Source organism: Rhodanobacter sp. UC4448_H15, assembly GCF_052978265.1.
Genome location: NZ_CM129665.1, coordinates 2,415,284 through 2,426,647 on the forward strand (window position 1 = coordinate 2,415,284; position 11,364 = coordinate 2,426,647).

An 11,364-nucleotide genomic window follows, 5' to 3' on the forward strand; every position below is an offset into this window, starting at 1 on the left:
GCCGCCAGCAGGCTGCCAGCGAATGAACAAACTGCCAGAGCAGCGGCAGGTGCGACTGCCACGCGTGTGGCGATACGGGAAGATCCGGCCGGCAGTGCCCGCCCTGCGACGGCAGGCTCCGCCGCCTGCGGGCGGCGGAGCCTGCGGCACGTGCCTATTGCGCCGCCGGCACGATGTAGCCGGGCGGCAAGTCCTTCCTGCCGCGCATCGCCTGCATGTAGCGGTCGCGCAGCATCGTCTGGCGGCTGACCATGGGAATCTTGCGGCCGGCGATGAATACCTGGTCGGCGAAGCTGGACAGTTCCAGCGGGTCGCCGCTCCAGATCACCACGTCGGCCAGCTTGCCCTGCTCCAGCGTGCCCACATCCTGGTCCATGCCGTAGATCCGCGCCGGGTTCAGCATCAGCGCCTTCAACGCGTCGAGCCACGGCAGGCCGTTGGCCACCGCATTGCCGGCAGCCTGGGTGACATTGCGCGCGTTGTGGGTGTCGCCGGTGGCGAAGGCGATCATCACGCCGGCTTTCTGCAGGCGCGCGGCGTTTTCCAGGGTCGAGCCCAGCGTCTCGAAATGTGCCGGCAGGTCTTCCAGCGGATTGAGCAGCACCGGCACGTGGGCGGCGGCGAGTTCGTCGGCGACCATCCAGGCTTCGGCGCCGCCGGAGACGATCAGCTTCAGCTTGAAGTCGCCGGCCAGCCGCAACGCCGCCTCGATGTCGCTGGCACGCTCGACGTGGAGCACCAGCGGCTCCTGGCCCGCCAGCACCGGACCGAGCGCCTCCAGGTCCAGCCGCGTCAGCGCGTACTTGCGGCGCTGGTTGCTGGCATAGGCGCTGGTGTTGTCGGCGTAGTCCCTCGCATCCTGCAGCGCCTCGCGCAGGGCCAGCATCGCGGCCGCGCGCGAGCCGCCGGCCTGTGCGGCGCCGGTCTCGCCCAGCGCGGCGAACATCGCCGCCGCATCGCGATGGATGAAGCCTTCGGTGGAACCCAGGTCGATGATGGCGCCACGGCCGGCGATGATGTGCTTGTCGCCGTTGGTGGGCGACACCATCGCGCGGGTGACGCCGGCGATCCGGTTGACCGGGATCAGCATCGAGCGCGGGTTGATCGCGTCGGCCACGTCGAACGCGGCGCTGAAACGCGAGTCGCCGGCCGAGGCGTCGCGGGTTTCCTTCACCGCGCCCACCTCGACGATGCCGAACTGGCTTTGCGGGTCGAAGATGCCGGGCGTGACGATCTTGCCGGTGGCGTCGATGCGCTCGGCATCGGCGGGAATCTCGACGTTGGCGCCCACCGCGGCGATCCTGCCGTTCTTGACCAGCACCGTGCCGTGCTCGATCTTGCCGGCGGCGCCCAGCGTGTACACGGTGCCGCCGGTGATGGCGTAGGTCTTGCCATCGCCGGCAGCGTTGCCATTCGCAGGCGCCGCGGAACTGGCCGCCGCGGTATCGGCATGGCCGTCCGAATGGTCGGCCGGGCTGCAGGCGACGCAGAGCATCGCCAGGATCATGGCCAGGTATTTCATCGTGCGCCCTCCCCTGCGGCGGCATCGGTGGCATGCGGGTCGATGAAGCTGCCCAGCATGAAATCGGAGGTCGATTGCCGCTGCGGTTCGTCGCGCTCGTAGACCACGGCGCCGTCGAGGAACACCTTCTCGGTGCGCGCGTAGACGCTGAACGGGTCGGCGCTCCAGATCACCACGTCGGCATCCTTGCCCGGTTCCAGCGAGCCGATGCGGTCGGCCAGGCCCAGCGCCTTGGCCGGGTTGAGCGTCATCCACATCACCGCGTGCTCCTTGCTGATGTCGAGCCCGGCACGCCGCCCTGCGGCCAGCGCCTTGGCTACTTCCTGGTTGAGGCGCTGGATGCCGTTCTCGTCGTCCGAGTGGATCATCGCGCAGGCACCGCCGGCATCGACCATCGCGATGTTGGCGCGGATGCCGTCCCACGCTTCCATCTTGAAGCCCCACCAGTCGGCCCACATCGCCGCGCAGGTGTCCGTCTTCGCCAGCAGGTGCGGAATCTTGTACGCCTCGACGGCATGGTGAAACGCCGCGATCTTGAAGCCGAACTCGTTTGCCACGTCGAGCAAGGCGGCCATCTCGTCGGCGCGGTAGCAATGCATCTGTACGCGGATCTTGCCGCCGAGCACTTCGGCCAGAGTCTCCTTGCCCAGATCGCGCTTGGGCGGCGGGCCGGCCTCCGTGGCGCCCTTGGCCTTGACCTTCGCCTCCCACGCCTTCCACTCGCGGTCGTAGGCCTGCGCGTCGGCGAACGCCTGCCGGTAGCCGGCGACGTCGCCCATCAGCGTCGACGGAAACTGGTGACGGCTTCCGTAGACCCGCATCGGATTCTCGCCGCAGGCCATCTTCAGGCCATACGGCGCATCCGGAAATTTCATTCCCTGCACGGTGGTGGCCGGCACGTTCTTCAACACCACGCTGCGCCCGCCGATCAGGTTGCCGGAACCGGGCAGGATCTCCAGCGTGGTCACGCCACCGGCGCGCGCGGTGTTGAAGCCCGGGTCCTGCGGCCACACCGAATGCTCGGCCATCACCTGCGGCGTGGTCGGGTTGGTCATCTCGTTGCCGTTGGCGGTGGCATCCACCGATGGCGACGGATAGACGCCCAGATGCGAATGCACGTCGATCAGTCCGGGCGTGACGAACTTGCCCTTGGCATCGATCACCACCGCACCGGCCGGCGCCTCGACCTGCTTGCCGATCGCCGCGACCTTGCCGTCACGCAACAGCACCGACCCATCGTCAATGCGCTCGCCGGTACCGGTGTAGATCGTCGCGTGCTCGATCAGCGTGACTTGCGAAGGCAGCGGCTGGTAGGTGGACGGGAAGGCGTCCGGCGGAAATTCGGTGGGCTGCGGCGTTGCAGCCTGGGCGACCACCCCGGCGGACACCACCAGCAAAACCGCGAGCACCGCCGCGCGCAAGTGTGACGATTTCATCTTCGCTCCCAAGTTGGCCCCAATGCCACGCCAGCCCTGGCTGCGATGTGCGGCGCATCCGTTGCCGCCGTCCGCAAACCGTACATGGAAGTGGCGGCAAAGTCTTGCTTGCAATGGCGCGGGGCGGCGTGAGGCTACTGGGTCAGCGGAGAGCGCGCTCGTCGGCTGAGCCATCAACTATCGTCCCCCCGGGCACACCCGGGGAGACGGTCCATGGCGACGACCGGTCAGAAGCTTGCTGTCACGCGCGCGTACCAGAACGCGCCGTTGAAACCGAACGGCGAGGTCAGCGCGTACTTGACGCCAAGGAACTGCAGCGTGGCGTTCTGCTCCTTGCCGGGGTAGGTGTCGAAGACGTTGTTGCCGCCGATGGCCACCGTGAAGGTGTCGTTGAACTTGTAGCTGGCCTCCAGATCGAGCAGCGTCTTGCCGCTGTAGTGATTGACGTCGTCCGGCGGGTTGTTGCTGCCGAACAGGCCGACCGTGGTGCTCCAGCTGCCGTATTGATTGATCCGCGCGATGGCATCGAACCCGTGCAGCGCGTAGTCGAAGCTGAGCACCGACCGGCTCCTGGGCACCTGGTGCTCGAGGTCGTACACGAAATCGTCGTTGAGCGTGTCCGGCTGCACCTTGACCACGTTCTGCTTGTTGCGGTTGTAGCGGAAGTCGATGTTGAGCCTGCCATTGCCCAGCTGATGCCGCGTATCGAGCACGAAGTCGATGCCGCGGATGTCGGAGCCGAACGCATTGCCGAAATAACTGGCGTCGCTGCCGAGCAGCAGTTGCGCGTTCGGATAGCCGCCGGCGGCGAGCTGGTCGACGGTGGCCTGGCTCACGCGGTTGCTGACCAGGCCAATGCGGTCGTCGATCCTGATCCGGTAGTAGTCCAGGGTGGTCGTGACGCTATCGAGCGGCGTCCACACGGCGCCGACGGACAGGCTCCTGGAGGTTTCGGTCTTCAGCGGTTTGGAACCGAGCGCGCGCGCCACCGGGTTGTCGACCGGATAGGTGCCGGCGGGTATCAGGCCACCCTGGGCGTTAGCCGTGGTGGTGACATTGAGTGTGTTCGCCTGGCCCGGGGTCGGTGTGCGGAAGCCGGTGTTGTACGTACCGCGCAGCGCGAACGCGTCGGTGAACGCGTAACGGCTGGAAAGCTTGTACACGACCTTGGAGCCGTAGTTTTCCGCACGCTCGTAACGCACCGCCGCCGCGCCGGACCACTGGTCGGTGAAGTTCGTCTCGGCGTCGACGTAGGCGGCCTCGCTGTTCTGCATGAAGCGCCCGGCCGCGTTGGCCGGAAAGCCCTGGAAGGCATCCGAGCCCACCCCGAACACCGACGCGGTCGGCCCCACCTCGATCGAACCGGCGTCGCCCTGGTGGATGATGTAGGTCTCCTGGCGCCAGTTCGCGCCGAAGGCGAGCGTGAGCGGCGAATCGTCGAACGAACGGACGAAATCCGCACCGGCGCCCTGCTCGCGCTGGGTCAGCTTGCCGGGATGGAAGTTGGTGGGCGACAGGCTGCCCAGGCTCGGGTTGATCGAGCCCTTCAACTGGTAGTCGACCTCGTTGCTGCCGGTGCGGTAGTGCAGGTCCCACTGCAGGTTGCTCTGCCCGCCGCCACGCACGCCGCCGACCAGCTGGTGATCGCTGATGTCCGCACCGAACAGCGGGCTGTAGCCGCCCGGGAACTTCGTGTAGATCGGGTTCAGCAGCACCCATCCGCTCGGACTCGCCGCGTTGGCCGTCAGGTAGTTCGCCGGATCGCCGCCACCGGCCACGATGCTGTCCACCAGCGACTGCGGCGCGTTCGCCGGGGTCAGGGTGCCATCGGCGTAGCTGACCAGGGTGGAGCGGCCGCCGATGCCGTACTGGGCCGGCAAGACCGGGTTGCGGTAGAAGAAGCTGGACAGGACCTTCTTGTCCATGAAGCTGCCCGTGGCGTAGAGCTGCATGTCGCCGGACAGCGGCAGGCCGGCGTTGACGAAGAGCTTGTTGGTCTTGGTCTGCGGGTCGCCCCAGCGCTGGCCGAAGCCGTCATACGGCACCTGGTCCGCACCGACCACGGCCGCGACGGCCGCCGCGTCCGCTTGCGGCATCCCGCGCGAGGTGGGGTCGGTGGTTTCGCGCTCGGCACTCACATGCACGAAGCCATCGGCGCCGAGCGGGAATCCCGCATCGGCGTCGTAGCGCCGCAGGTTGCCATCGCCCTTGCCGTACTGGCCCACCTGCGCGCTGACCGTCACGCCCGAGCGGGCCTTCTTGAGAATGACGTTGACCACGCCGGCGATCGCGTCCGATCCATACAGCACCGAGGCGCCATCGCGCAGCACTTCGACGCGCTCGATGGCGTTGGACGGAAACACCGAGAAATCCACCGCCTGCGCGCCCTGGTTGAAGGTGCCCAGCGGATCGAGCTGCAAGTTGACCAGCGCCGAACGATGGAAGCGCACGCCGTCGACCAGAACCAGGGTCTGATCGGGCGACAGGTTGCGCAGCGACACCGGCCGCACGAACGACGTGCCGTCGGCGATGGGAAAACGCTGGGTAGTCAGCGACGGCACGATGTTGGTCAGCGCGTCGGTGAGGTCCGCCGAAGACTGCTTCGCGATCTGGCTGCCGCTGAACGCGTCGATCGGCGAAATGGATTCGGTCGGCGACAGGCCGGCCCGGTGCGTACCGGTCACCACCACTTCCTGCAGGGTGGTGGTCGACTTGGCCTTCGCCGCATCGTTGCGCCCTTGTGCCGCGGTCGCCTGGCTGGCCTGGGCCTGTCCGCTGTCCGACGCGCCCGCGTCCTGCGCCTGCACCGAGCACGCGACCAGCGCCGCAGCGGCAAGCGCCGCGCGAATGGCGCGCAAAAGAACCACGTTGATCCCTGCATGGTTATGCATGTTGTCTCCCTCCCGATGGCCGCTGAATTCCCCCCTCAACGCAAACTACTCCGACCCCTGGCGTCCCAAAAGGCCTCCATTGGTAGTACGTGCGCGAGATCACTTTCGTGGCGACAGCCTTGCCGATGGGTGCACTCATCAAGCGACTCGCCGGCATCTGTCCACCGGGGCAACAGAAATGATTGGGCGGCGGGAGCGGCGTAGCGAAACCGCTCGAAACGAGGCGGGTTCGGGAAAGTGGACCTGACCCCGTTGGTGACGCCGTCAACCCGTGACCCCGAGCGGCGTTCTCCTTCCGGCATGCCGCCATTCGTCCGGCACGACATGGCAGTACCCAACCGCCGGCCTCCCACACTGAAGGACACCGTCATGAACCACGCTTCGATGATCCGTCTCGGTCTGCTCAGCCTGATCGCCTGCACCGCGTTCGCCAGCGCCAGCGCGATGGCCGCCGACAGCACCGTCCCCGGTCACCCCCGCGTCAACGAGGTCAACCAGCGCATCGACAACCAGCAGGCGCGCATCGCGAAAGGCGTCGCCAACGGCACCATCACGCCGAAGCAGGCAGCCAACGACCAGCGCCGCGCCGCCAACATCGCCCAGCGCGAAAGCGCCGCCGAAGCCAAGCATCACGGCCACCTGACCAAGGGCGAAACCCGCCGCCTCAACCGCGCGGAAAACCGCAACAGCCGCCACATCCACCGCCAGCGCCACTGAGCGCCAGCAAAAAAAGAGGCCCCGCTTGCGGGGCCTCTTCCATTCCAGGAAATGACGAATCAGGCCGGCAGCGGCTCGCTCGGCGCCGGCTCACTGGCCGGTGCGGGATTGCGCGGCCCGCGGGCAAAGCGGGCGGCCAGCGCCTTGCGCGCCTCGTCCAGTCCCTGCCCCTTGCCGGCCACCTTCAGCACCGCGTAACCCTCCAGCGCATTGGTCATCAGGTCGCTGCCCACCGCCATCTCGGTGTCGACGCCACGCTGATGCAGCTTGCCCAACCGCACCAGGCGCGGGCGCAACGCATCCAGCGTGGCGATGTCGCGCTGATAACCGTCCAGATCGAAATTGCGGGGCAGCACGCCGGGGTTGTCGGCGAACACATGACCGGCCTGCCGGCAGAACGCCTCGGACTTGTCGCCCATCTTGGTCAGCCCGTGGCGCTGCTCGGGCGTCAACGCGATCAGCGAGGCCAGGCCCGTCTCCAGTGCAGCCAGGGCGTTGTCGATGGCCGCCAGCACTTCGGCATTCAGGTCGATATCGATCAGGTTCTGAGGCATGTTCACTGCATTGATTGAGTTGCAGACAAGCCGGTCCGTTGGCCGACGCCGCAGCGTAGCGCGCCACCTGCCCGCTACCAGCCAATCAGCCGGAACCAAGATTGTCCCCGACACATTTTCTGGACTGATTCGCTCAAGGGGTCGCGGCGCCCCGCAATCCCGCATGAAAGGCGCCCAGCAGGTCGAGGTCGATCTGCACGTCGCCGGACCGCATGTCGCCTATCAGCAGCAGCCGGCCATCCGGGTCGATCTCCGTCGCCAGCAGATCCAGCACCGCGTCCAATGCGACTGTGACACCGGCGTTCGCCAACGGGTGCAGCAACTTTCTGGCGTCGTGGCCCAGCAACCATGCGCCGGCACGGGCATGGTCGTAATCGCTCGCTTCGAGCAGTTGGCTCGCGTCCGCATACAGGCGTTCCATGTTGCCCGCCTCTAGATAACTGCGCAGCAGCAGGCGCAGGTCACCGGCATCGACGCCCGGCCGTTCGTGGCGTCGGTCACGCCAGGCGAGCAGCTTCAGGACGGCTTGCGCCGGCAAGGAGGCGACCGCCACCACCACGTCATCCGGCAGCCGTACCGCGACTGCCTGCGCCGCCGCCTCGCGGTAGCCGAGCATGGTCATCTCGACGACATGCGGCGACGGCCAGGCGATGCTGCGATCGGCCCGCTCCACGCCGCCGAAGGGAAGCAGATCCACCCGATGGCACTGCTCGAACACCAACCGATGCAGCACGCCGGGCACTTCGGCGAAAGATCCGTCGGCGAGCAGGGCGTTCCTCAAACCGGCGAAGCTGTTCCATCCATCCAACCCAAACGCGAAATCCATGTCGGTCGTGGCGCGCGCGACGCGTATGCCATGCGCGAACGACAGCAACACGTCGCGCGCCATCGCGCCCACCAGCAAGGGCTCGGCATCCGGCCAGGCCCGGCGCATCGTCGCCACCAGCCTGGCCAACACCGCCAGCCCGGGCTGCTCACGCAAATCCAGCGGCGATCCCTGCATGCATTTCCCCTGCGATTTCCAGACAGCGCGCATCGCCGATCGCCAGCAGGTCCGCGTACACCAGCAAGTGCGGCACCATGCCGGGGGTCTCGCCCTCGAAATTCCAAAAGCGTCGCAGCACTTCCACGTTGCCGTTGCGATGCGGCTGCAGACGCTGATCGGTCAGTAGATTCGGTTCGACCTTGTTGCCGTAGAAGGTGGCCGTGCCGGGCCGCAGGTGTTGCGTCAGCCGCGCCGCTGCCGGCTCACCGCCCAGCAGCAAGCCGTAGCGCGTTGCGTCGATGGCCTCGACCCAGTCGAGCTTGCGCGTGTCGTAGCGGCCCAGCAGCAGCTTGGGCCGCAGCCGCTGCGGATACGCATCCACCCAGCGCTTGAGCAGCCGTTCCGCATCGATCAGCCGGCGCCGCTTGCGCAACGTGGCGACGAAGCCGAGCTGCGGCAGTTCGGCCATCACCCAGCCCACCGTGCCGTGCGCCACGCCCGCCAGGGCGGCGATCTCCCGATACGGCAGGTCCACCGCCGCCGGCCGGCACAACAGGGCGAACAGCACCTGCAGCCCGGTGGCCTGAAACGCACGGCCGCCCTGCGTCGGCGGCGCGAGGGCTTCCCTCGGCCGCTCACCCTTCACCCAGACATGCAGCGGCGGCTGCGTCAACCAGGCGTTGCCCGCGGCATCAATGAACTGCACGCCGCGCCGGCGCAGCTCGTCGGCCATCGGCGGCGTGACGTAGTCGGCCACCAGCAGCCCCTGCTCGCCGTGGTTCGCCAGCTGATGCAGCGCCGCGCCGAGCGTGGCACGGCGCAGGCCGCGCTTCAGCTCGGCGACGTAGCGCAGCTCGCGGCCATCGAAACGCAGGCACAGCACGGCATCGCCGCGCGTCGCCTGGCCGCCAGGCTCCCGTTCGACGACTTCCCATTGCAGGCCTGGCAGCTGCACCGCGGTCAAGGCAGCCTGCAGCAGATCCGGTTCGTGTTGACGGCGGTGTTTGTCCATGATTGGGATTTGTCCATGTTTTGTGGACAGAAGTCAATTGTGGACAAGATGCGGCCTCGAACCCGTGCGAGCATCGCGATGCAAGATCAGGTAGTCGGCGCGGCGGATGCTGGACTTGTCGCGCGCGGCACGATGGCCCCGCACCACCATGCGGCCGGCCTTGAGCGTGAACTCCTGAAACACCTGCTCATTCACGTTTCAACCGCTGGCGACCAGGGCGGGTGTGATGAACTTCAGGCAGATGTCCGCTTCGGACAGTTTTCTCTTATCCATGAAGCATGACTCTGGCGACTCCCCCGACTCGAACACGCCAGAGCATAGGGCGTTGGATCGACCCCGACCAGTCGACGGCGCATGTCGATGTCTTTACACCGCCGCGTGGGTGGTTTTTCAAAGCCAGCCGCGACCGTTGCCTGTTGCTCAATAGTGATACCGCAACTGCGCAATCAGCAGCGCGTCGGCAACGGGCTTGTACACCATGCGGTGCTCGCCGTTGATGCGGCGCGACCAATAATCGGCCAGCCCGTGTCGCAAGGGTTCGGGTTTGCCGATGCCTTCGAGGGGGTGGCGCATGGTGTCGTCGGTCAGCTTGTTGATGCGCGCCACCAGCTTGCGGTCGTGGGCCTGCCAGTGGAGGTAATCCTCCCAGGCCGCGTCAGAGAAGATCAGCTGCATGCCGGCCAAGCTCAGCGAGTTAGGTTCAGCGGGCCAGCCTGAGTGGTTTGCCGCCACCGGATTCCAGTTGCGCCATCGATTCCAGCAGGCGGCGCGCGTTCCTGGGGCTACGCAGCAGGTACGCGGTCTCATCCAACGACTGGCAATCGGCCAGCGACATCATCACCACTCGTCCTTCTTGGTAATGATCACCGGCGCATGATCCTCGCAGACGCGCTCCATCGTCTCGGCGAGACTGGAACGGGCCTTGGTGTAGGTGATGGTGTCCATGGGCTATCGCGATATGTACATTATTCTGTACATGATCTAGCCGACGGCCCGCAGCCGGTCAAATGCCGCGGGTCCAAGCCGGCGAATCAGCCAGCAAGCGCCTTGCGTTCCCCCGCGCCTGCCAGCGCATGCATCAGGTCCACCGTGCTGTCGAGCACCCTGGCGACCTTCGTGCCACGACTCGAGAAGATTTCTACCAGCGCCTGGTAGTAGCCCAAGGTCCCGTCGCGTCCGCCGGTGAACCGATCGAATACGCGCGTGGCAACTTCGGGATCTTCCAGGTCCTGGACGATGGCGCGGGCGTTATGCAGCTTGTCGCAGGCGGAGACAAGCAGCGTGGCGTCCGGGGCTTGTTTCAGGTGTGCGAGGTAGGCGAGTTTGCGCTCGATCCAGTCGCGGCGTCTGGCTTCCGGATCGGTGTGGCTGGCCTTGCCTTCGGCGGTGCCATCGGTGCAGTCCACCACGATGTTGGCGACGGCATCACCGAATTGCTTGCGGATCGCCGCCTCATGCCCGGTACCGCAATCCTCGATGGTGTCGTGCAGCAGGCCGGCGATGGCCTGGTCTTCGTTACCGCCGAACTCGATCACCAGGCTGGCCACGCCGAGCAGGTGATAGAGGTACGGGATGTTCGAGCCCTTGCGCACCTGCGCGGCGTGGGCGATGCGGGCGTAGTCAACGGCCTGGCTGAAGCGATCGGATAGCGTGGTCATGCTGCCCCCTGTGACGGTTTCATCGTAGCCAATGATGATGGCGGCGCGGCGCAAGGGCTGAGAGCGTAGCGGACGCCGTTCAACGCTTGATCTCTTCTTCCATCACTTGGCTCATCGTGCTCTCCGTAAAAAGTTGGCACCTGAGCAGAAAATCACTGGGTCATTACATTGCGCTGTTGCGTGCCGTCCGCGGGGATTGTTGGGCCCATCCATGGGCCAAACCCCTTCGCGCTGCGCACTGCGGGGCCTGCCTGCGGCTGCCCGAATTCGCTCCCGGCGAATTCGCCGACTGCGGAGGCAGGATGCCAGAGCGAACGTCGGCGAAGCCGACGGACCGAAGGGTGAGGTGCAGGATGCGCCGAATAACCAGTGGGTTCTCATTCCTGCCATCACCGCCAGAAAAGGAAAACGCCCCACTCGGGGCGTTTTGCTTTTCTGGCGGAGAGAGTGGGATTCGAACCCACGGTAGTGTTGCCACTACGGCAGTTTTCAAGACTGCTGCCTTAAACCGCTCGGCCATCTCTCCGAAAAATTTTCCCGCCAACTGTCGCTCTGGGAACTCTGGCCCTTCGACTTCGCTTCGCTACGC

General features: G+C 66.3%; 10 protein-coding genes, 1 tRNA gene and 1 pseudogene. 1 reads left to right on the top strand and 11 read right to left on the bottom strand.

Annotation, left to right across the window (positions count from 1 at the left end; translation table 11 throughout):
• Nucleotides 1-154: 154 nt before the first annotated feature.
• The 3 genes from ACVCMI_RS10935 to ACVCMI_RS10945 form a co-directional block, all read right to left on the bottom strand.
• On the bottom strand, nucleotides 155-1,522 hold the full coding sequence (locus ACVCMI_RS10935) for an amidohydrolase family protein (RefSeq protein ID WP_447098812.1): 1,368 nt from the start codon (nucleotides 1,520-1,522) through the stop codon (nucleotides 155-157).
• A complete protein-coding gene (locus tag ACVCMI_RS10940; protein ID WP_447098811.1) occupies nucleotides 1,519-2,958 on the bottom strand; it encodes an amidohydrolase in 1,440 nt (479 codons plus the stop codon). Before ACVCMI_RS10940 ends, ACVCMI_RS10935 begins: the two co-directional genes overlap by 4 nt.
• A 227-nt stretch (nucleotides 2,959-3,185) precedes the next feature.
• Nucleotides 3,186-5,849 (bottom strand): TonB-dependent receptor plug domain-containing protein, encoded by a 2,664-nt coding sequence (locus ACVCMI_RS10945; protein ID WP_447098810.1) that lies wholly within the window; start codon nucleotides 5,847-5,849, stop codon nucleotides 3,186-3,188.
• Nucleotides 5,850-6,218: 369 nt separating this feature from the next.
• Between ACVCMI_RS10945 and ACVCMI_RS10950 the strand changes: the two genes are divergently transcribed.
• Nucleotides 6,219-6,566: a hypothetical protein gene (locus ACVCMI_RS10950; protein ID WP_447098809.1), complete on the top strand. Its 348-nt coding sequence runs from the start codon at nucleotides 6,219-6,221 to the stop codon at nucleotides 6,564-6,566.
• A 59-nt stretch (nucleotides 6,567-6,625) separates the two neighbouring features.
• Here ACVCMI_RS10950 and ACVCMI_RS10955 read toward each other — a convergent pair whose 3' ends face one another.
• The 8 genes and pseudogenes from ACVCMI_RS10955 to ACVCMI_RS10990 form a co-directional block, all read right to left on the bottom strand.
• Nucleotides 6,626-7,120 (bottom strand): hypothetical protein, encoded by a 495-nt coding sequence (locus tag ACVCMI_RS10955; protein WP_447098808.1) that lies wholly within the window; start codon nucleotides 7,118-7,120, stop codon nucleotides 6,626-6,628.
• 133 nt (nucleotides 7,121-7,253) lie between these two features.
• Nucleotides 7,254-8,123 (bottom strand): nucleotidyl transferase AbiEii/AbiGii toxin family protein, encoded by an 870-nt coding sequence (locus ACVCMI_RS10960; RefSeq protein WP_447098807.1) that lies wholly within the window; start codon nucleotides 8,121-8,123, stop codon nucleotides 7,254-7,256.
• Nucleotides 8,095-9,117 (bottom strand): type IV toxin-antitoxin system AbiEi family antitoxin, encoded by a 1,023-nt coding sequence (locus tag ACVCMI_RS10965; protein ID WP_447098806.1) that lies wholly within the window; start codon nucleotides 9,115-9,117, stop codon nucleotides 8,095-8,097. The genes ACVCMI_RS10960 and ACVCMI_RS10965 overlap by 29 nt, the downstream gene beginning before the upstream one ends.
• Before the next feature lie 33 nt (nucleotides 9,118-9,150).
• Nucleotides 9,151-9,312: a hypothetical protein gene (locus tag ACVCMI_RS10970; RefSeq protein WP_447098805.1), complete on the bottom strand. Its 162-nt coding sequence runs from the start codon at nucleotides 9,310-9,312 to the stop codon at nucleotides 9,151-9,153.
• Between the two features lie 225 nt (nucleotides 9,313-9,537).
• Nucleotides 9,538-9,792 (bottom strand): Txe/YoeB family addiction module toxin, encoded by a 255-nt coding sequence (locus tag ACVCMI_RS10975; protein WP_447098804.1) that lies wholly within the window; start codon nucleotides 9,790-9,792, stop codon nucleotides 9,538-9,540.
• Nucleotides 9,793-9,817: 25 nt separating this feature from the next.
• Nucleotides 9,818-10,062, bottom strand: a pseudogene (locus tag ACVCMI_RS10980) (type II toxin-antitoxin system Phd/YefM family antitoxin).
• An 86-nt stretch (nucleotides 10,063-10,148) separates the two neighbouring features.
• Nucleotides 10,149-10,775: an HD domain-containing protein gene (locus ACVCMI_RS10985; protein ID WP_447099453.1), complete on the bottom strand. Its 627-nt coding sequence runs from the start codon at nucleotides 10,773-10,775 to the stop codon at nucleotides 10,149-10,151.
• A 436-nt stretch (nucleotides 10,776-11,211) separates the two neighbouring features.
• Nucleotides 11,212-11,301, bottom strand: a tRNA-Ser gene (locus tag ACVCMI_RS10990).
• Nucleotides 11,302-11,364: the final 63 nt, after the last annotated feature.

Coding starts and splice junctions, on each gene's coding strand:
- ACVCMI_RS10935 (WP_447098812.1), bottom strand. CDS start 1,522: ATGAAATACCTGGCCATGATCCTGGCGATGCTCTGCGTCGCCTGCAGC.
- ACVCMI_RS10940 (WP_447098811.1), bottom strand. CDS start 2,958: ATGAAATCGTCACACTTGCGCGCGGCGGTGCTCGCGGTTTTGCTGGTG.
- ACVCMI_RS10945 (WP_447098810.1), bottom strand. CDS start 5,849: ATGCATAACCATGCAGGGATCAACGTGGTTCTTTTGCGCGCCATTCGC.
- ACVCMI_RS10950 (WP_447098809.1), top strand. CDS start 6,219: ATGAACCACGCTTCGATGATCCGTCTCGGTCTGCTCAGCCTGATCGCC.
- ACVCMI_RS10955 (WP_447098808.1), bottom strand. CDS start 7,120: ATGCCTCAGAACCTGATCGATATCGACCTGAATGCCGAAGTGCTGGCG.
- ACVCMI_RS10960 (WP_447098807.1), bottom strand. CDS start 8,123: ATGCAGGGATCGCCGCTGGATTTGCGTGAGCAGCCCGGGCTGGCGGTG.
- ACVCMI_RS10965 (WP_447098806.1), bottom strand. CDS start 9,117: ATGGACAAACACCGCCGTCAACACGAACCGGATCTGCTGCAGGCTGCC.
- ACVCMI_RS10975 (WP_447098804.1), bottom strand. CDS start 9,792: ATGCAGCTGATCTTCTCTGACGCGGCCTGGGAGGATTACCTCCACTGG.
- ACVCMI_RS10985 (WP_447099453.1), bottom strand. CDS start 10,775: ATGACCACGCTATCCGATCGCTTCAGCCAGGCCGTTGACTACGCCCGC.